The 20,019-nt window shown below is 39.5% G+C and carries 24 protein-coding genes and 1 pseudogene; 19 read left to right on the top strand and 6 right to left on the bottom strand.

Annotation, left to right across the window (positions count from 1 at the left end):
- Positions 1-280: 280 nt before the first annotated feature.
- The 14 genes and pseudogenes from O4M77_RS11280 to O4M77_RS11215 all read left to right on the top strand — a co-directional run bounded on the left by O4M77_RS11280 (position 281) and on the right by O4M77_RS11215 (position 9,671).
- Entirely contained in the window at positions 281-424 is a 144-nt protein-coding gene (locus O4M77_RS11280) for a zinc ribbon-containing protein (protein ID WP_179993182.1), read from the top strand.
- 120 nt (positions 425-544) lie between these two features.
- Entirely contained in the window at positions 545-1,123 is a 579-nt protein-coding gene (locus O4M77_RS11275; protein ID WP_159123693.1) for a DUF4126 domain-containing protein, read from the top strand.
- 196 nt (positions 1,124-1,319) lie between these two features.
- The gene (locus O4M77_RS11270) at positions 1,320-1,526 is read left to right on the top strand and encodes a hypothetical protein (RefSeq protein WP_005237115.1); all 207 of its coding nucleotides are present in this window, start codon (positions 1,320-1,322) and stop codon (positions 1,524-1,526) included.
- Between the two features lie 128 nt (positions 1,527-1,654).
- Entirely contained in the window at positions 1,655-1,876 is a 222-nt protein-coding gene (locus O4M77_RS11265; protein WP_159123700.1) for a hypothetical protein, read from the top strand.
- Between the two features lie 149 nt (positions 1,877-2,025).
- Positions 2,026-2,272 (top strand): annotated as a pseudogene (locus tag O4M77_RS11260) (DUF6868 family protein).
- Between the two features lie 124 nt (positions 2,273-2,396).
- Positions 2,397-3,110: an SIMPL domain-containing protein gene (locus O4M77_RS11255; RefSeq protein ID WP_005237113.1), complete on the top strand. Its 714-nt coding sequence runs from the start codon at positions 2,397-2,399 to the stop codon at positions 3,108-3,110.
- A 746-nt stretch (positions 3,111-3,856) separates the two neighbouring features.
- On the top strand, positions 3,857-4,312 hold the full coding sequence (locus O4M77_RS11250; RefSeq protein ID WP_004785138.1) for a hypothetical protein: 456 nt from the start codon (positions 3,857-3,859) through the stop codon (positions 4,310-4,312).
- An 87-nt stretch (positions 4,313-4,399) separates the two neighbouring features.
- A complete protein-coding gene (locus O4M77_RS11245; protein ID WP_179993180.1) occupies positions 4,400-5,065 on the top strand; it encodes a pseudouridine synthase in 666 nt (221 codons plus the stop codon).
- A gap of 568 nt (positions 5,066-5,633) precedes the next feature.
- The gene (locus tag O4M77_RS11240) at positions 5,634-6,578 is read left to right on the top strand and encodes a hypothetical protein (protein ID WP_180012492.1); all 945 of its coding nucleotides are present in this window, start codon (positions 5,634-5,636) and stop codon (positions 6,576-6,578) included.
- A gap of 236 nt (positions 6,579-6,814) precedes the next feature.
- On the top strand, positions 6,815-7,210 hold the full coding sequence (locus O4M77_RS11235; protein ID WP_034171734.1) for a ribonuclease E inhibitor RraB: 396 nt from the start codon (positions 6,815-6,817) through the stop codon (positions 7,208-7,210).
- A gap of 239 nt (positions 7,211-7,449) precedes the next feature.
- Entirely contained in the window at positions 7,450-7,896 is a 447-nt protein-coding gene (locus O4M77_RS11230) for an SRPBCC domain-containing protein (RefSeq protein ID WP_004785131.1), read from the top strand.
- Positions 7,897-8,020: 124 nt separating this feature from the next.
- Positions 8,021-8,359: a zinc ribbon domain-containing protein YjdM gene (locus O4M77_RS11225; RefSeq protein WP_323713470.1), complete on the top strand. Its 339-nt coding sequence runs from the start codon at positions 8,021-8,023 to the stop codon at positions 8,357-8,359.
- Positions 8,360-8,474: 115 nt separating this feature from the next.
- Positions 8,475-8,837, top strand: a complete 363-nt coding sequence (locus tag O4M77_RS11220; RefSeq protein WP_004785128.1) for a 5-carboxymethyl-2-hydroxymuconate Delta-isomerase — start codon at positions 8,475-8,477, stop codon at positions 8,835-8,837.
- 390 nt (positions 8,838-9,227) lie between these two features.
- Entirely contained in the window at positions 9,228-9,671 is a 444-nt protein-coding gene (locus tag O4M77_RS11215; protein WP_159123697.1) for a YybH family protein, read from the top strand.
- A 112-nt stretch (positions 9,672-9,783) separates the two neighbouring features.
- Here O4M77_RS11215 and O4M77_RS11210 read toward each other — a convergent pair whose 3' ends face one another.
- Complete coding sequence (locus O4M77_RS11210; RefSeq protein ID WP_180012494.1) at positions 9,784-10,551, bottom strand: hydroxymethylpyrimidine/phosphomethylpyrimidine kinase; 768 nt, start codon at positions 10,549-10,551, stop codon at positions 9,784-9,786.
- Between the two features lie 258 nt (positions 10,552-10,809).
- Here O4M77_RS11210 and O4M77_RS11205 point away from each other — a divergent pair, with 258 nt between their 5' ends.
- Entirely contained in the window at positions 10,810-11,457 is a 648-nt protein-coding gene (locus O4M77_RS11205) for an HAD family hydrolase (protein WP_180004020.1), read from the top strand.
- 133 nt (positions 11,458-11,590) lie between these two features.
- Here O4M77_RS11205 and O4M77_RS11200 read toward each other — a convergent pair.
- Together O4M77_RS11200 and O4M77_RS11195 are read right to left on the bottom strand one after the other, a co-directional pair.
- Positions 11,591-12,413, bottom strand: a protein-coding gene (locus O4M77_RS11200) for an IS5 family transposase (protein ID WP_085064288.1) whose coding sequence is annotated in 2 segments (ribosomal slippage) — positions 11,591-12,031 and positions 12,033-12,413 — 822 coding nt in all. Because the reading frame shifts where the segments join, the coding sequence is not laid out codon by codon here.
- 185 nt (positions 12,414-12,598) lie between these two features.
- Complete coding sequence (locus O4M77_RS11195) at positions 12,599-13,468, bottom strand: IS982 family transposase (RefSeq protein ID WP_323713469.1); 870 nt, start codon at positions 13,466-13,468, stop codon at positions 12,599-12,601.
- Between the two features lie 78 nt (positions 13,469-13,546).
- On the opposite strand from O4M77_RS11195, the gene O4M77_RS11190 reads away from it, so the two are divergent.
- From O4M77_RS11190 to O4M77_RS11180, 3 genes are all read left to right on the top strand, one after another.
- Positions 13,547-14,706 (top strand): IS3 family transposase gene (locus O4M77_RS11190; protein WP_180075227.1). Its coding sequence is split into 2 segments (ribosomal slippage): positions 13,547-13,781 and positions 13,781-14,706, totalling 1,161 coding nucleotides; the frame shifts between segments, so codons are not numbered across the junction.
- Positions 14,707-14,777: 71 nt separating this feature from the next.
- Entirely contained in the window at positions 14,778-15,203 is a 426-nt protein-coding gene (locus O4M77_RS11185) for a type I secretion C-terminal target domain-containing protein (RefSeq protein ID WP_180012385.1), read from the top strand.
- Between the two features lie 203 nt (positions 15,204-15,406).
- Positions 15,407-16,369 carry an IS30-like element IS18 family transposase gene (locus O4M77_RS11180; RefSeq protein WP_125279924.1) on the top strand — a complete coding sequence of 321 codons (963 nt, stop codon included), beginning with the start codon at positions 15,407-15,409 and terminating at the stop codon, positions 16,367-16,369.
- A gap of 13 nt (positions 16,370-16,382) precedes the next feature.
- On the opposite strand, the gene O4M77_RS11175 is transcribed toward O4M77_RS11180, so the two are convergent.
- A complete protein-coding gene (locus O4M77_RS11175) occupies positions 16,383-16,838 on the bottom strand; it encodes a hypothetical protein (RefSeq protein WP_034706330.1) in 456 nt (151 codons plus the stop codon).
- A gap of 82 nt (positions 16,839-16,920) precedes the next feature.
- Positions 16,921-17,529 carry a DUF805 domain-containing protein gene (locus O4M77_RS11170; protein ID WP_159124294.1) on the bottom strand — a complete coding sequence of 203 codons (609 nt, stop codon included), beginning with the start codon at positions 17,527-17,529 and terminating at the stop codon, positions 16,921-16,923.
- 525 nt (positions 17,530-18,054) lie between these two features.
- Between O4M77_RS11170 and O4M77_RS11165 the strand changes: the two genes are divergently transcribed.
- Entirely contained in the window at positions 18,055-18,645 is a 591-nt protein-coding gene (locus tag O4M77_RS11165) for a DUF4142 domain-containing protein (protein ID WP_180012383.1), read from the top strand.
- An 81-nt stretch (positions 18,646-18,726) separates the two neighbouring features.
- On the opposite strand, the gene O4M77_RS11160 is transcribed toward O4M77_RS11165, so the two are convergent.
- A complete protein-coding gene (locus tag O4M77_RS11160) occupies positions 18,727-20,010 on the bottom strand; it encodes a ribonucleotide-diphosphate reductase subunit beta (protein ID WP_004785102.1) in 1,284 nt (427 codons plus the stop codon).
- Positions 20,011-20,019 lie beyond the last annotated feature (9 nt).

The raw sequence follows: 20,019 nt of genomic DNA, 5'->3' as shown, positions 1-20,019 counted from the left end.
TTGGAACACCAGAATATACTTCCCAATATGGTGAGCTAATGAGTTTTCTCTCTAATCATGTCACTATATATACTTTCTTAGCTCCATTTATTCCAATGCTATCAAGCTATTTATCATAGAAAGTGAAAGTGACTAGGCGCAGCGACGGAATATCATTAAATCACAAATAAAAATATCACTTAGCTTTAACGACACTATCATTTACAAAAATGGACAATAGACATTCATCACAACAGAGTTATACTGCTTAGACCATTTTCTAAAACAACGGAGAACAAAGATGGTTACAGCTGGCTCAAAACCGGGAACGGGTTTCTATTTTTGTGTTCAATGCGGACATCGCGTCTTCTTAGAAATTGGTACAGACCGACTACCACCGTGTACCAAATGCCTCGGCACCCAATATAACGATAAGGTTGCCTAAGCACACGATATTCAAAACAGAAGATCCTGTTTTAAATAAAAGCCCTATCACCCGATAGGGCTTTTTTGTTAGCGTAGAATTTGGATCATAAAAATGGCTTAAATCTCAAGGGCAAGCAGCATGGAAACAATCCTCGGTTTATGTATCGGTATCGGCTTGAGTGCAGCCTCTGGTTTCCGTGTTTTTGTGCCTTTGCTGATAATGAGTATTGCCGCATTGATGGGCTGGTTTGAACCGATGACCGGTTTTGAATGGCTGGCCATGCCGGCAGTCTGCCTGGCTTTAGCCATCGCGACCCTCTGTGAAATCGCTGCGTATTATATTCCCTGGGTGGACAATGCCATCGATACAATTGCAACGCCTGCTGCCATACTGGCCGGAACTCTGACCACGATGGCTGCCAGCAGTGGAGAAATGTCCCAGTTTGCAGCTTGGGCCGCAGCGATTATTGTCGGTGGCGGAACAGCAGGGGCCGTGCAACTGAGCAGTGTTGCAGCACGTGGACTATCAACTGCCACTACAGGCGGTGTTGCGAATCCCGTACTCTCAACCGGAGAGTGGATCGGGGCTATTCTGTTATCCATTCTGTCATTGCTTTTGCCAGTGCTAGCTGCCTTGCTGGTTGTAATGCTAGCCATCATGGCAATTCGCTGGATACGTCTAAAAAAGAAAAACAAGCTAGAAAATTCCGCCTTATAAGAATCAGATAAATAAATATTTATCACTCATTCTTAATGAAATATTTGCTTAAAGAAAGGCCCTCATCTTGTTCATTAAATTGCTTGATTTTTATTCAAAAAAGACATAATTTTATTATGGGATTATAAAAGGCATAATTTTTGTATGGTTTTATTTGTGGTTGAACTTTATAAAAACAATATTAGGGGAACTATAAATGATTAAATTTATTGTAGATGAACAAGAGTCTGCCCAAGGCGTGCACTATATTCATAACGCAACACGAGGCTGTGAAGACCTGCCAGAATTTGATAACCAGATTCTGATTGGATATTTTGCTAATTATGATCTGGCTTATAAACGCGCAAGAATGAACTGGCCGAGGGAGAAAGTAGAGGGCTGTCATAAGTGCTGTACAGAATGAGATTTATAGACATATTGGTCGTCATTTAAAACCCGCTATACAGTGGGTTTTATCATTTATCCTGTTTGAAAAATGATCAATTTGACCCCATATAAAACTATAGATTTATCATGTTTAGGGCTGCTCAATTGCAACATTATCTTGATCTCAATCATGACTCGGGTGTGGCCAATTATGAGATTGGCAATGAGTTTATTCGGGTTCAATTTAAGAAAACTTCGAAAGTGTATACCTATAGTTATAGCAGTACGGGCTATCAGCATGTGGAAAATATGAAACAGCTGGCCCAGTATGGTGATGGCTTAAATGCCTATATCAATCATCATACCCGTCATCTGTTTGTACGCTAAAAAGTGATCGCTGGAAGTGAGAACTGAAACTTTTAGCTGAAAATATTTAAACCATTTCCCTTTAGATCACAGATACAAATCAGCAGTTCCTGAACATTTGATCAATCTGTTAACTTAAGGATAGATGGCTCTACAGGCAGGGAATCACTATGAATCTCGATTTCTGGTGTCGGTTTTTACTTTATACATTGGCTTTGAATTACAGCATTTTAATGCTCTGGTTTTTGCTGATTGTCTGCACGAGACTGGGTGAAACGATTGCATGGTCAATGGTTTCAGCTCTCAGATCCAACTTTTGATGCCATTCACTATAGCGGCATGGCCATTTATAAAGTCGGGATATTCCTGTTCAATCTGGTTCCGCTAATTACCCTATATTTGATGGGGAAAAGTTAGGAGATAAAACTTTCCAAAGTTCCAGGAATAAATAAAACTGATAGTCGCATCAGCATTACACAGAGCAGTTTAAGGCTTATAATGCTCGAAACAGGATAACAATATGGAAAAGGAGTTCGGATCAATGAATCAGTTTAAACCTGCCTTGATTTTAGGGGCTTTGATCGGCTTGGGAATGATTATCGCCGGATTCATTTTGGGCAATAGTGCGGTCAAGATTAAACAGTATGAGCGGATTGTTTCCGTAAAAGGTTTATCGGAACGTGAGGTTAAAGCCGATGTTGCAGTCTGGCCCATCCGTTTTAGTGGCGGTAGTCAGGATCTGACAGAACTGTATGACACTATGGAGCTGCAAACCCAGCAAATTCAGGCTTTCTTAAAAGGTGAAGGTTTTAAGGCAGAAGAAATTACCACCGGTTCTCCAGTCACTACAGATAAATATGCCCAGCAATACGGCGGTGATGCCAATGTTGCCTTACGTTATACCGCGCATCAGACCATTACGGTTTATACCCACAATATTGATGCAGTCCGTGCAGCGCAAACCCGTCTGGTCGCTCTGGGTAAAAAGGGCATTGCTTTTGGTGGTGATGATTCCGGGCAAAGAACGGAATATATCTTTACCAAATTGAATGACATCAAACCAGCCATGATTGAAGAAGCCACGCAAAATGCCCGCAGTGTGGCAGAAAAGTTTGCCGCGGATTCTCAAAGCCGTCTCGGGAAAATCAAGACTGCCAATCAAGGTCTGTTTAGCATTGAGGACCGTGACAGCAATACGCCTTATCTAAAGAAAGTTCGTGTGGTTTCTACAGTGGATTATTATCTGGCTGATTAAATGGCTGGAAAGCTGAATAGAGGGGTCTAAAAAATTTAGAGCAGAATGAGGTTTTACATGAAGATAAATTCCAGTAATTCTGCTCTTTCTGCAATAAAAGATCTTTATTTTGAGGTGAAAGGTAAAAAATTCTTCTTCAAATATATTTAAAGAAAAATATTTTCAAAAATCGGGAAAATTAAAAAATCTTAGGAAATTAATTTTGCCGCAGCTTGGCTACTATATATCTCAAGGGTGTGATGGGATCGAAAAGAGTAGCATGCTGTGAGTGGCGCAAAACGCGAGTGCAGTACGAACCCAAAAGGTCTCGATTCGGCTTAGGACGCTATAGACCAAAAGTTTATAGGCTATAAGATCATTTCTTACAAAGAGTGATAGTTGAAGTAAACCATCAAGATGTTTTCCCAACACCCTCAAAATTTTCTCCTCTCATAAAAACAATCTTCTCCTCCAAACTGTTGAACACCTTCCCTACCCAGTCACTTATATTCTTCCTAAATAGCTGTAAATTCATTTGAGATTCAAATAAATACTATTTTAATCACATATCTAATCTATTTTATTTACAGCCTATAGCTTTCGACTATTTTATGTTTAAATACTACTCTAATGTCGCTGGTTGTTTATAAGTATTTGATATAAATAATTTAAAGTATAATATGTTTAATATTTGCTCACAAATTATATCCTTGAAAAATAAAACAGAATGCTATGATAATTTTGCATATAAGAAAGGGGCACGTCCCATGAAAAAATATGAATTAGAAATCAGTTATCCGCATCAAGAAGAAGACGAAGCAGAGCAGCTAGGCAGCTTATCGGCAGAAGAAATTCTCTCTACTTTCAAGTCCATTAACTGGCAACAGTTACGGGTTTTACAATTACAGATGCAAGCCGCCATTACCACTTTTACCGTAACAGACTCCGATGCTGAACAGTCGATTCAGATCACACTGAATGAACTGGCGCCCTCAGGTCAGCTTGAGTTCAGGCTGGAAAGTGATATTGAAGTCGAAGCTCAACATAAAATTCTGGGACTGTTTAGCCTGAAAAACAAAGACTATGTGTCATTTCGCAATCTGACTATGTCACAGGTTCAGCAATATCTTATGGCATTTTTAAATGAAGATCTCGACAGACTGAAAACCCAGTATCAGTCGGGTCATTCAGTATCTCCCATCAGTGCAGCGTCCAAAGCTTAGTCAGGCACTGATCCTGTAACAGGGCTGGATTGACAGTATTCCCTGACATTGTTATTTTGCGCGTTTTCTCCTGAATGCTTACAGCACATGCCTATTAACGACAACTTTGTCTACGCGCCGCCTCAAGACCCATTGCATATTCTGTATGAAGATGATGATCTGGTTGTCATTGAGAAGCCGGCCGGTTTGTTGTCTGTTCCGGGACGTTTGCCTGAGCATCATGACAGTGCTTATCTACGGGTACTAGAGCGTTATCCGAATGCCAAAATTACCCATCGTCTGGATATGGCCACGTCTGGTATCCTGATGTTTGCCAAACATCGCGATGCTGAAGTGGCGGTCAGCAAAATGTTTCAGGCACGTACAGTCAGCAAACACTATATTGCGCTGGTACAGGGAGAAATTCAGGCCGAGGGCAGTGTCGATGTACCTTTGATTACTGACTGGGAAAATCGCCCTCGGCAAATGGTGCATTTTGAACTGGGTAAAGCTGCCAAAACACTGTATCAACGGCTGGGATATCTGCCTGAGCAAGACATCAGCCGGGTATTACTAACGCCAATTACCGGGCGTTCACATCAGCTCAGAGTCCACATGCTGCATATCGGTCATCCGATTACGGGCGATAAAATCTATCATCCGGAACCAACGCGTAGCCCTCTTAATCGCATGGCCTTGCATGCCAGTGAACTGACTTTTACTCAACCCTTGAGTGGTCATAAAGTTGAAATTCTTGCACCTGCACCATTTTAGTAAAATTTAAGCATTCAAAAAATGAATATGGATTCTGATAAATATTTAAATTTTAGTAAGCTGCAACAGAAATGTCAGAATTTATTTCAGTCATCGGAAAATTATGGAGTTGAATTTAAGCAGTTTTCTAGAAAAATTATGTTCTGAATCATGTCTTATCAAGTAATGATTTTTTGAAATTAAAAAAGTGTACCCGGAAAAATTTCAGGAATCATTTAAGGGACTTTATCACTTTATCTTTAGTTTAACTGTTTGATCTATCTATTTTTATTCAGTTTTTATCAAGATTTGCAGTCTCTCAGGGGTTTGTTCTTATAACATTCGATATAAAAATAAAAACCCCTTTAATTGATTATCACCAACAGATTCATTTTAAGTAAATTGATAGGCATAAAAATATTAAGGTTTTATAGGTGAAAAATCATTTAAAAGATCAATTATATTAAATGTTTATGGTCATTTTTTATCTTTGATTCTCATCATTAAATTATGCAGAATAACTTTAAAACATCATAAATTTTTAATTTTTTAGTGCCTATATATGGTGCAAGGGGTAAGGGACAGGATGATGCTAAGTGGCGTGCTCTTTGTTCTCGCAAGTGTTTTAATCATTGTATTACTATGGGTATTCAATAGCCTGAAATTATCAAGAAACAATATTCAGTCCTTACAGGAAAATCTGGATCATTCACGCAGTAAATTGGCTGATTATGAAACACAAGTTGATGAATTAAATTATGAAATGACCCAGCTACGGATGCAACTGGGAAGTGCCAGAACTGAACTGAATAAATATAAACAATATCAGGATATCTGTGACATCGAACAATACATTATTAACCGCAGCTTGCAGGCCGAAAATTTCGTAGAAGTAACCAAGCTTGATGCTTCCATCATGCTGGATGATCTCAAAGCCTATATCGCTCAGGTCAAAGCGTATTTACAGAATTTACAGACTCAGGCCGAAGCTGATATTGAGCGACAGGCTCGAAAAGCTTTACAGGCTTATTATCAGCAGGCTAAAGAACAACAGCGACTGCAAGAAGTAGTTGAAGCTCTCGAGCATAAGATCAAGGGCTATCAACATGGTTTTGATCTGCCGGTCACGCAGCTTCTGGATCAGCTCATTAGTGGCTACAACGATACTGATGCAGCCCGGCATTTACTGACTATCAGAACACAGATTGAGCAGGCCAAAGAACAGCAGCAGGTGGCCAGCTGTAATTATGTCGATGAGGATCGTCGCAAGAGCACCATCGAGATTTTGAGTCTGGCATTTAATAGCAGGGCAGAATTCTATTTGTCCCAGTTAAATACTCATAATCTGGGTGAAATGCTGCAATCCTTAAAAGATGATTATCGCCTGATGAACTATAAAGGACAAAGCTTGAGCCAGGCCATGATTCAGGAGTCTTATCTGAACTTACGTCTGGAAGAGCTTAAATTCGCCGCCGTTTTACTTGAGCTTCAACAGAATCAAGTGTCTGAGCCATCTGCAGTGATCGCTTCCTAACTACAATTAAAAAAGACAGATCAACCGATGAAATTTTTTAATCTGCAGATTGATATGCAGGTATTTTTAATTAGATGAAAATGCAGCTTTTTTTCTCAAATTCTTAAATTTATATTGATAAAATTCAGTTGTTTATTTAGAGAAAGTTAATTTTTTTTCATATTCTGTACTCGATAATTCAAATAAAATAAGTTAAGCTGAATCGAATAATAAAACATCATAATAAGGATATCTCTATGGCACGCGATTATGACAAATTCCCTGACGATGAAAATGGTCATGTACTGTGGCAAATGTATCAGGATGGTGATGATCTGCAGGACGACCATGAAATTGAATTCTCGATAGCCTTTAATAGTGAAGAACAGGCTGACCGCTGTGCATTGCATCTGCTTAAAGAAGAACAAAAGATAAGCCTATATCAGGATGAGGAGAGCGATACGCTGGAGTGGACAATTACCATTCATGTCTATATGCAACCTACCTATGAAAATATTGTCGACTTAGAACAATGGTTTACCAGAATTGCCGCTGAATTTCAGGGTGAATATGACGGCTGGGGCTGTATGGCCTATGTCTATGATGATGAGGGCGACCCAGAAGAGGGCGAAAGCAAACTTCGTAGCAGCTAATCAAAATTTCCTTATTTAAGCCCGGTTAAGCCGGGTTTTTTATGGCCTGCGGTATTGGTCGGGTCAACTGTAGTTTTTTGTTATACATCCTATAAAATAGATAGATAACAATTATATTTAGGCCGTACAGTATGTTGGGCAGTTATTTAAATACTGAGGCCGACGAGATCGGGATGATCCGTCCGAATAATAAATAAAAATAATCTTTCAGTAAGAACAAGAAAAAAAGGTAGGCTGAAATGAGTTATACCCTAAAAATGCATCGCGTATTCAGTGCGCCACCGGAACGGGTGTACCGGGCCTTTATTCATCCAGATGCCATCGCAAAATGGCTGGCACCGCATGGCTTTACTGCCAGAGTTGAGCATGCCGAAGTCAAACCGGGAGGCAGCTATAAAATCACCTTGACCAATTTTGCCACTGGTACCCAGCATCATTTACATGGCACCTATCATGAAGTTATTCCTAACCAGTTACTGCGCTATACCGATTGCTTTTCTACACCTGAGGTCAAAGGTGAAATTGAAGTCACGCTCATCTTTGAAAAAGTGTCTGTAGGCACCAGCCTGCATATTATTCAGGTGGGTTATCCGGATCTGGTACCACCATCTGCATGTCACTTAAGCTGGCAGGAGTCATTGCAGCTTTTGTCCTGGCTGGTCAATCCACATATTTTAGATGGTTAAGTTCAGTTAATTAAGTCGAGCGGGAGATCCTTTTAAAGCTTGAGCATGAACCCACCCAAAGATGCTATAGTTCAGCTTTAATTTTTTGTTTTTTCTTTTATTTTTTTATTTTGTTGAGGTTGCTATGGCTCTACCACAATGCCCAAAATGCCAGTCTGAATATACTTATGAAGATGGTGACTTGTTAATCTGCCCAGAATGTGGATATGAGTGGAAAGAAGGGGAAGCAACTGAGGAAACCGTGGTCATCAAGGATGCGCATGGCAATCTGCTGGCTGATGGTGATACAGTTACAGTGATTAAGGATCTTAAAATTAAAGGATCTTCTTCAGTGGTTAAAGTCGGGACTAAGGTCAAAAATATTCGTCTATTACCCGATACAACTGATGGACATGATATTGACTGTAAAATTGATGGCATTGGCGCCATGAAGCTCAAATCTGAATATGTGAAAAAAGCCTGATACGTTCTTATACGAATGAGTGCTTTCGGTCTTCGGGTTTGAAGGTCTATGCTTCTTCCTCAAACTCGAAGATCAATCTCTTCTGATTGCCATATCATGCCTGGATCTATGCTTTATGCCTCATCTTCATCTTGAATATTCAGATAATATTCAGCAGCTTGAAACCCGACCTTTAATGTTGGCAATTCACCAGGCCTTATTTAACGCCGGTTATATTAATGACCCGAATGATTTAAAAAGTAGGGCGATTGTACAGCAGGATTTTGTGATTGGACTAGAGCAGGAGACAGATCAGGCTTATGTACATGCTAAAGTTTCTCTCCTGACTGGTCGTAGTCTGGACATCCGCCAGGCAATTTCCAAGCTGGTACTTCAGGTCATGCAGCAGCACATTGTCTCGCAGCCGGGGTTAAAGATTCAGCTCTGTGTTGAAATTCTGGAAATGGACAAAGAGACTTATACTAAAGCTATTATTTGATTTTTTTTAGATTGAAGTGAGGACTAGGAAATGAAGTTTTCTTAGTTTCTCTCTTTATCTTGAATACATCAGAACTTAATAAAAAATTGAGAAGTATCAAAGCGATTTTGAAATATAAAGAACGATAAATAAAACTAGAGCATGAAAATTTAAATAATCAGTCAAAATTCACCTGATTATTGCAGTTGATCAGAAAATTTTGCCTATAATTAAAAAATAGTGTAATTTTAGGTATTAGGTCACACTTTTGACCTGATATATGGGGGGATGGGTAAAACTAGGACCCATTTACATAATTAAAAATAATGAAAAACAAGAAAGACTGAAAATAATGAGATGCTTGAAATCTCGGTTTTCAAGTCTGAATAAAACCTTATAGAGAGGTATTCAATGAAAATAATAGGGGAAGAATGTCTGGCTCAGGAAGTCAGGACATTTTTACAAAAATGGGATCAAGCTATTTGTTCACTTGAATTCAGCGAAATTCGTCAACTTTGCCGACCAGATGTCTGTCTGATTGATATTAGCTCCGAACTGAAAGGGATCGAGGCTTATCAGGCTGCATGGCAACAGTACCGACCATATATGCGCAACAATGGTATGCGCGTTGAACGGAAGGAGGTCACCATTCAGGTCAATAATGACATGGCTTTCGTATATGGTTATGTCCGGATTGCTTATGCGGCGATGGAACGATATTTCCCTTTGCAATGGTGCCGCTTCAGCATGGTCTTGAGCAAGCAGCAAGATCAGTGGCAATTGCATTATCAACATATTTCTGTCCCTGTTCAGGAGAAGACTGAAAAACTGCGCCCTGTGAAACTGGCAGGTTAAGGCAAAAGTTTTAAATTTCATTGAAACAAGATCATCACATCTATTTGTCCATTCTTGAAAAAAATCGCCATAAAAAAGCCTGAATCGTTCAGGCTTTTTTATTTAGGGAAGATTAAAAGCGTTTTGGAATGCGCTGACCATTCGGTACCGGAATTTCCGCATTTTTTAATACACCAAATAACCAGGTTTCTGCATGTTGTACGGCTGTTTTCAACTGTTCACCCAAGGCTAGACGTCCGGCAATGAAACTCGCCAGTGAACAGCCTGAGCCATGATATTCACCTTCCAGGCGCGGACAACGGGTTTCGTTGATCAATTCACCCTGAATATATAGACGGTTCTGGATATAGTCGGGAGTATCTTCGTGGCCACCTTTAACAAGAATCGCGTGGGCACCCATTTCGAACAGTTTCTGCGTGGCTTGATCTAAATCCTGCTCACCTGTCAGAGCGCGCAACTCGACTGTATTTGGAGTTAAAATCGTGGCTAGCGGAATCAGTTGTTTAAACGCTTTGACCAGTGTGGCTTGATTGCCGAGTGAGCCACCACTATTGGCTACCAGCACTGGATCCAGTACATACTGATAGTCCGGATGCGCAGTTAGAAATTCTGCCAGTGCTTCAATATTTTCAGTCGTTCCCAGCATGCCTGATTTAACACAACGAATCGGCAGATCCTTTACCACAGCATTGGCCTGAGCCAGCAGTAATTCCTTTGAAGTTGCTTCAAAACCAAAGACCTGTTGTGAGTTCTGGATAGTCAGGGCTGTACAGGCTATTGCAGCATGAGCACCACTTTGACCGATGGCTTCAATATCTGCTTGAAGGCCTGCTCCACCTGAAGGATCTAAACCTGAAAAGCAAAGTACGGTAGGTCGCAAAATGATGTCCTTCATTCACTAAAATTGCCTTAGTATAGGCAAATTTATTCAAACTCTCGATATTAATTTCTATCACTTGCAAGAACGGTCTGTCAGGCAAAATTTCGTATGTTTTATCTGATCAAAATATAGAGTTGATTACCCTGAAAATGGGCATTCTTGGCTTGTTTTTATGGCCTAATAATTGCTTTAGGGTAGACAAATCTGGCTATACTCACGATATGAATTGATGTCGGCTGCAAACATAGGGGACAAGGTGTGATTCAGAATATTTTAATTGACTTGGATGGTACATTAACTGATCCAAAAGTGGGGATTACGACTTCTGCCCGCTATGGTCTGGAAAAGGTGGGTCATCCGATCAGTGAAGACACGAATATTGACTGGATTATCGGGCCTCCTCTAAAAGCTTCGCTAGCCAAAATTCTGAATGTAGATGCGGATGATACCCTGGCTGAACAGGCACTAATGGCATATCGTGAGCGTTTTGCAGTGACTGGCTTATATGAAAATCACGTCTTTGAAGGCGTAGCTGAAACTCTGGCGGAACTTAAACGCCGTGGTTATCGCCTGTTTCTCGCAACAGCAAAACCAACCGTTTATGCCAAACAGATTCTGGAACATTTTAATCTGGCCCAGTATTTTACTGAGATTTATGGCAGTGAGCTGAATGGTGATCGGACCAATAAAGGGGAACTGATTCAGTATATCCTGGAACAACAAGGCATACAGGCTGATCAATGCATTATGGTGGGGGACCGTGAGCATGATATTTTTGGTGCCCGCCATAATGGGATTGAGTCGATTGCAGTCAAATACGGCTATGGTTCAGAAATTGAATTACAGCAGGCACAGCCTAAATATACGATTGAGAACTTTAGTCATTTATTAGACTATTTAAAATAATTTTTTATTTTCATTAAAAATAAAATGCTTCTATGTTTAGGAGCATTTTTTATATTCATTATTAACTTCACCTTTTGAATAGAAATCTGTTTTATTGCGTTAACTTGATTAATTAGATCTCTTGCGAAAGTCGTTATTGCAAGTTCATCCGGTTTACCAGTGCAGCGATTAAGTTAATGCGTAAACCGAATCTTTTCCGTCTATTTCGATAGCGTTCACTTAGTATTCTAAATCTTTTCAATTGACTGTTAATGTGTTCGATTACAACTCGTATTTTTCCAATCATTTTATTGTAATTTTTCTCAGCATCAAATAAGGGTAAATTCTTCTTTTTCTTTATTGGCATCAATAATTTAAAGCCATCTTGCTCTAACCCATAGTACCCTAAATCGGTCATAACATAGTCACAATGTTTGAATTTCTTAACTGTTTTTCTTGCCAATTTAATATCATGCTGACTGCCAGACGATATATCTACTCCTATGATTTGTTTGCTCTTCGGATGATAGATCACTTGGGCTTTTAACGTATGTTTCTTCTTTTTACCACTGTAGAACTTACTCTGATTTTTTTTTCGGGCGTTCTATTAAACATTCTGTCGCATCAATAATTACCCAGTTAAATTGTTCGTCTGCTGTGGTAATGCTTCGTTTTGGCAGGGTAAAACGTCTTGATTTCATTAATGCATCTTCAACCTTTTTAATAGTTCGATTCACATTACTTTCAGCGATATGGTAATTTGCCGCCAATTCCAATTGGGTGTTGTAGCTCCGTAAGTAATTGAGTGTTAATAATAATTGATCCTCTATAGCTAAAGTATGAGGACGCCCTAATTTCTTTTTAAGTGATTCTGCTTCTTTTAAAACTTCGACCATTTCACTAAAAACTGCTCGAGGTACACCAACCAAGCGCTGGAATTCAGAATCTGAAAAACGATTTAATTTCTGATATTTCATGAAATCTATATTGAGGCAGTTTTTACTTTCGCAAGAGGTCTATTGTTTGTATACTTTTGTTCTAATATTTTTCATGCTTACATAAATATAATAATGCATTTTATGTGATTAATGTCATATTTTAATGAACCTATTTGATTATAATTCACAAAAACATATTTTCCATATTTTAACCCGAATCCTGCTTAAGCCGATGACTTCATAATTTGAATTGTTGGCTTATTTTTATGGATCAGTTGATATGCACACAAGGACGCGTAAATCCCTCCTAGAAATCCATGAACACTATGTGCTTTGCTTGTCACTAAATTGTACTGACCTTTCAATAAACTGAATAAAGTCTCTATCTTATTGCGCTGTTTTAAGTGATATTTATCTGACTCAGAAAGTTGTATAGCCTGCATATTTTTTCGATGATAGGTAATTAAATCAATACCTTGCTTTTTCAACCTACTCTTCAGTTCTTGACTAATATAGCCACGATCTCCATACAACTTTGCTCCCATCTCTTTAACGAGTCTCTCAACCATTTTGATATCAGCCAAATGTCCATTGGATAAAGCAGAACAAGCAATTTCACCAAATTGATTCATCACAATATGTAATTTACAGCCATAAAACCAGCCCATTGAGTTTCTACCACGTGATGCAATTTGGACTAATGATTTATGGCGTTGAATACGTTGATTTTTACAAACTGGCAGAGGTGTTGAATCAATCCATAAATATTGTGTACCTTGGCCTTTCATTAGCGCCACATGTAAAGCGTGTAGAGCTAATTGATGTCTATTAATCAGATGAATCATCCGTTGGTAACAGGGTAAGCTTTTAAATAAATGATTTTTATCCTGTTTCAACCATGTGAAAAATGCTTTGAAATTAGTGAAATGAGAACATTTATACCAGATCGCGATAAAAGTGATTTCTGAGATACTCAAGTGAGCGGTTCGGACTCTGGAGAAACGACGACTTTGTTTAAGGAAATTCCAGTAGGTTGCTTCAAATTTAAGAAAGAAATCATCAATTACGCAAAATAATTCGGTACTATTATACATCGGGATGATCCTAGACAAAATAATGGACAGCACGTGCCTCTAAAGATAACGTAACTTTAATCTTTGGAGATTCAAGAAATGGCTAAACGTTTTAGTCCCGAATTTAAACAGCAAGCGATTGATTATGCACTTTCAAACTCACACGAGTCTGTAGCTGCAATCGCCCAGAAATTAGGTGTGGGTTATTCAACATTAGATAAATGGATTCGTGAAACCAATCCGGCAGGTTCAAGCAAACGTCAACTTTCACCAGAACAACAGCGGATCGTGGAATTAGAGAAAGAAGTCAAACAGCTCAAGGAAGCCAATGACATCTTAAAAAAAGCGCATGTGTACTTTCTAACAGATCATGCCAAGAAAAGTACACGGTAATTCAAGATCTAGATATGAATGAAGTCACCGTATCTTCTGCCTGTAAATACCTAGGTGTCAGCACTTCAGGCTATTATGCCTGGCGAAAACATCAAGCCAATACGGCACAGAAATATAATGACTTAAAAGCCGTATATTGGCAGCATCATGCACGATTGGGTGCACCTTCATTAGTACATGACATGCATGATTTAGGTTACAACATGAGCGAACGTACTATTGGAAGGATCCTAAAAAAGCTTGGTTTACGTAGCAGGATTGCACGTAAATACAAGCATACGACTGATTCAACCCATCGTTTGCCTACAGCACCCAACTTGTTGGATCGCCAATTTACAGCTACTCAGCCTAATAAAGTCTGGACAACAGACATTACCTATATCCGCACTAAAGAAGGTTGGTTGTATTTATGTGTGATGCTAGATTTATTTAGCCGTCGTATCGTGGGGTGGCAAACCAGCCATCGAATAGACCGCCAGTTGGTGTGTGATACGTTTAACTATGCAATGGCTCGTCAGGGTTATCCAACTGGTGTTATGGTTCATTCGGACCAAGGCTCACAGTACTGTAGTCGTGATTTTAGAGCGCTGTTACTGAAAAATGATTGTACTCAGAGTATGTCTAGACGTGGAAACTGTTGGGATAATGCAGTGACTGAAAGCTTCTTTCATACATTAAAAGGTCATGTGGTACATGGCAGTGTGTTTTCGACTCGAAAAGAAGCGAATGCTGTCTTGTTTGACTATATTGAAATTTATTACAATCGAGTCAGAAGACATTCTGCAAACGGCTGGTTAAGTCCAGAAGCCTTTGAACAGAAATATATTAAAAGTTTAGAGGGGCTGGTTGTCCACGATACTGTCTAGGATCAGTATTTGAATATACGGTAACGCGTAATGCGGGACAGGCCGATCAGGAAAGTGCTTCAGCAAATCTGGTGATCAATATTGATCAGGTAAACCAGATTCTTAACTATGCCGACGATCCAGCAGATAACCTGTTACAGGGTGGTGCAGGTGATGACATCCTGACAGGTGGTGCAGGAGCAGATACAGCGATCTATTATTTACTAAATAATGCTGATGCAACTGGCGGCAATGGTACATATACCTGGACTGACTTCAATGCAGTTGAAGGTGACACCATCGATGTATCTGCATTATTAAGTGATCAGGCAGTAGATGCGTCAAATCTGGGGAACTATATCACGCTCGAACAACGTGGAGATGATACAGTCGTGACGATCGATCGTGATGGTTCCGATACCAATACCACCTTTGCACGCGCTGATTTGCTGATATTACAGAATGTAGACAGTGCAACTTTACAGCTGGATGACATCATTAAATATAATCCAATCTAATCAGAAGTTTTTAAAATGGATTATTCATAAAAATTTATGATGTCATTGAACTTCAATTAAAAAATCCCGCTTAATGCGGGGTTTTTTAATTTTATATGGCGCAGATTCAAATCCCAAGTGCAACACATTTGTAGTTAGTTGAAAAAGTTAGGTGTATTCATAGAATCATTAGACTTTTTCAACTCGCAATTGGAAAGCACACAATGAAGAAATACACCCAACTTTCTCAAGATGAAAGATACGAAATTTATGCTACTTTGAAAAGTAAAAGTTCAATCGCTACCCTTGCTCGGGAATTAGGACGTTCACGATCAACCATCTACCGTGAATTAAAAAGAAATACTGGGCAACGTGGATATAGAGCTCAACAGGCAGCTAAATTTGCAAGTCAAAGACGGTACCGTCCTTCATCATCAATGACAGCATTTGCCTTCGCTTATATTGATTATTTGATTGGTTTGGACTGGTCACCCGAACAAATTTCAGGTGCTTTAACACAACGCGGTTGGCTGGATGTACCTTCACATGAGTGGATTTACCAGTACATTTATCAAGATAAATCAAAAGGCGGTAAACTTCATCTACATTTAAGGCATCAGAAGAAATATCGAAAACGCGGTTACAAAAACACGGATCGTAGGGGTCAAATCATTGATAAAACAAGTATTCACTGCCGAGACCAGGTCATTGATCAACGACAACGTTTAGGAGATTTCGAAGGTGACACGGTGATTGGTAAACATCATAAAGGTGCTTTATTGACTCTCGTTGATCGAAAGAGCCTGTATGTACATATTGTTCATTTAGGGCCAACAAGAGCATCCTCTCAAACGATTACTTGTGCATTAGATCGTTTACAAATGAGCCATGCTTATAGTGTGACATTTGATAATGGCAAAGAATTTTCCGAACACAAAAGAATTACTGATGCTGGCATAGAGACGTATTTTGCTGATCCTTACAAGTCTATTCAGCGAGCTAGAAATGAAAATACGAATGGTTTAATCCGTCAATATCTGCCAAAATCATCATCGTTTGATGGCGTGTCAAACGAACAAATAGAGCAGATAGAATTTGCACTCAACCATCGTCCTAGAAAAACACTAGGTTGGTATACACCGAGTGAAGTTATGGCTGGTTTTTATACTGTTGCACTTGCCGCTTGAATCCGCCTGGCATTTAAAGTGTTAAAAACCAGATAGAAGCAGCAATGACGACAATTAAGATAACCAGAAAGATTTTTAGATTGGTTTTAGGATAAGTGGTGCTTAAGCTCGCTTTCGTAATTTCCTGACCTGCGGGATCATACAGAATCACCTTTTGTGCACTATTTTCATAACCTAATTCTAGCAGGGCACGCTGTTCAAGAGCTGTCAGACCCTCTTCAGGCATATCCATAACTTGCAGCAGCGTTGTAGAGCCCCAAAGTTTTTGAACAATTGAAGTAGATACCAGCTGTTTTAGGGTGTCTGAGGCAGCATTAAAGTCGGCAATGATGCTGCGTTCATGCGCATAGGGAACGGGAGGGACCATTGTTTGCACAATCGTGCCCTCATTGTCCATCAGTTGCATTTTATCTTTATAAATTTGCACCCATATTGCATTGGGAAGTTTGGATAACTGATCTTGCAGCATGAATTGCCTACGTATTGCTTTGATATTAAATTAAATAATCTATAAACATATCCCGTATCAAGACGGGATATGTAATGTTCCATTACTTGGCAGGAGCACCATATTCATTATTTTCTTTTTTGGTATCACTTGCCCACCAGATAATGAGTAAAATGGCTCCTATCCCTGTCAGTACAAGCAATTGCCACCATCCAGAGCGTCCAATGTCATGCAAGCGACGTGCCCCTACAGCCAGACTTGGGAGCAGAAGCGCTAAATTTAGCAGGCCATTCACCAAAGGTTTGGTGCCTAAAACTGCATCAATGGCTTCACTAATAATGCTTAAAATTACACAAAACAGCATAAAGAACCAAAATTCTTTACGGCGTGCACGACCTGAAAAGTTTGCATAATTGGTTAGACATTTTACAAACCAGTCGATACTGCTGTAATTCTCTTCAGCCTGATCCAGATTGGAATATTTATTAATCTGATTGCTAATGCTTTCTCCCAGATGAATCGAGTTTCCCAAAGCCAGATAAATATCTGCTGCCTGACCGGTTGAGTTAACAATAAAATCAACCCGGTCACCGCGTGAAGGAGGGCGTTGTCCACGCCAGTCTGCACCGCTAAAACTGTAGCGGTTGTTATCATCCCCTGTGATAAAACCCGTATTATCTTGAATAGAAAAATCCAGGATGGAACCTTTCATAAGCCCTCTCTATTTATCTTCTGGCTATTATGGATTTGTATAAATATTATTCATATATGGCCGATAGTAGCATAGGAAATTTATTTTGAGATCAAGCTTTTATAAAAATATTTAGGTAATAAATTTTCACTATCTAAAGCTAGAAGTTCTGATTAATAAGAAGTTGATTTAGCCGATAACAAATAATTTAGTTAAATTTAGATTTTCTTAATTTGTTGAATAATAAGGAATGATTTAATGGAGCAAAACTAAGATAAGTTTAATAAGGCTAAAAATATACTGAAATTTATAAAATAGAATTTAAATCAATAACTTAATTAATTTTAGTATTTTATTCAATATAAATATATTGCGAATTTTTACGTAGAGTTTGAATAAGAAACTAATCCCCAACAGACTATGCTTAAGTTAATAAATGCTTATATATTGATCTCATAAAACAACTTAAACATTACACTGTTTTTAAGTGAATTCACCTATTTTATAAAGGCAATTTTAATTAATAAAACATTAAAGGGTGTCATGATGAAAGCTATTCTAATGAAGAAGATGATTAACTGCGTTGCGATGAGTGGTGTATTGCTATTCACTGCTGGTCAAACAATGGCAATGAATCAGCAATCTTCAACTGCTGCTCAAGCAAATTCTAAAGCATCAAATGACAGCCGAATGAATTTAACTGAGAGTCAAGTGATTAAGGTTGTAAGTACGGTCAATAACGGTGAAATTAAACAGGCAAAAACAGCTTTGCCAAAACTTAAAACAGATGACGCACGTAAGTATGCGCAAATGATGATTAGCGAACATACAGCGAACGAGAAAAAAGGCCAGGCTCTGGCAGACCGTTTAAAATTAACTCCTCAAGCAAGCAGTCTCAGTACGGCATTGCAAAGCGATAGTGACAAGATTGTTACTGACCTGAGCAAGCCATCTGCAGCCGATAAAGACTATATGATGAGTCAGGTTGAAGTACATCGTAAAGCCCTGAACACTTTGGATACACAATTGATTCCAAGTGCGAAAAATGCGGAATTAAAAAGCATGTTGACGCACACCCGTACTGCGGTAGCGACACATCTGAAAAAAGCTGAACAAATCGTTGAAAAGATGAAATAAGTTAAGCATTCATCCAATAAAAAAACCGCCATTTTAGGCGGTTTTTTTGATCATAATACTTTATATATTATGTGATATTTCTTACCAGCTTAACGCGCCACCAGTTTGATAATCTGTTACGCGAGTTTCGAAGAAGTTCTTCTCTTTACGTAGATCCATCATTTCTGACATCCACTGGAATGGATTGTTCACACCAGTAAACTGTTCAGGCAAGCCTAACTGGCTCAAGCGACGGTTACAGATAAATTTCAGGTATTCTTCCATCATACCGGCATTCATGCCCAATACACCGCGTGGCATCGTGTCACGTGCATATTCGATTTCAAGCATGGTGCCTTCAAGGATCATCTGAATCACTTCTTGCTGGAATTCAGCAGTCCACAGATGTGGGTTCTCGATCTTGATCTGGTTGATCATATCAATACCGAAGTTCAGGTGCATAGATTCATCACGCAGGATGTACTGGAATTGCTCAGCAACACCATTCATCTTGTTACGACGACCCATAGACAGAATTTGGGTGAAACCGCAGTAGAAGAAGATACCTTCAAGTACACAGTAGAATGCGATCAGGTTGCGAAGCAAGATCTGGTCGTTTTCTGGTGTACCGGTTTTGAAAGTAGGATCACTTAGAGATTGTGTATATTTCAGGCCCCAAGCCGCTTTACGTGCAACTGATGGGACTTCGCGGTACATGTTGAAGACTTCACCTTCGTCCATACCTAAAGACTCGATACAGTACTGGTAAGCATGCGTATGAATCGCTTCTTCAAATGACTGACGCAGGATGTACTGACGGCATTCAGGGTTGGTGATGTGACGGTAGATCGCCAATACCAGATTGTTTGCTACTAGTGAATCCGCGGTAGAGAAGAAACCAAGTGAACGCATCACGATGGTACGTTCATCTTCAGTCAAGCCATTTTCAGACTTCCACAACGCGATGTCGTGGTTCATGTTGATTTCTTGAGGCATCCAGTGGTTCGCACAACCATCCAGATATTTCTGCCAAGCCCATTCGTATTTGAATGGCACTAACTGGTTCAAGTCAGCACGGCAGTTGATCATACGTTTATCATCAACCTGTACACGCTGTGCGCCCATCTCAAGTTCTTCAAGACCAGGCGCAACGTCCAGTTGGTCTAGGGAAGCAGATGCTCTTGCCAGTGAATCGGTTGAATTTGATCCTGCGCTTCGAGGGGCTGCAGCGGGTTGTGCAGCTGCCACATTCGACGATGTGTTGCTTGCATCAGATACCATCTGCGGATTAGCCGTTTTTTTCGGCTCGACGGGCGTAGGCTGCTGTTCAGGTGCAGCCGGTTTTTGCGAATCATCTTCGAAATCGTCCCAACTTAGGATAGACATATCAATTCT

The sequence above is a fragment of the Acinetobacter sp. YWS30-1 genome, from assembly GCF_033558715.1.
Lineage (GTDB): Bacteria > Pseudomonadota > Gammaproteobacteria > Pseudomonadales > Moraxellaceae > Acinetobacter.
This window is presented reverse-complemented; position numbering and strand designations above follow the sequence as displayed.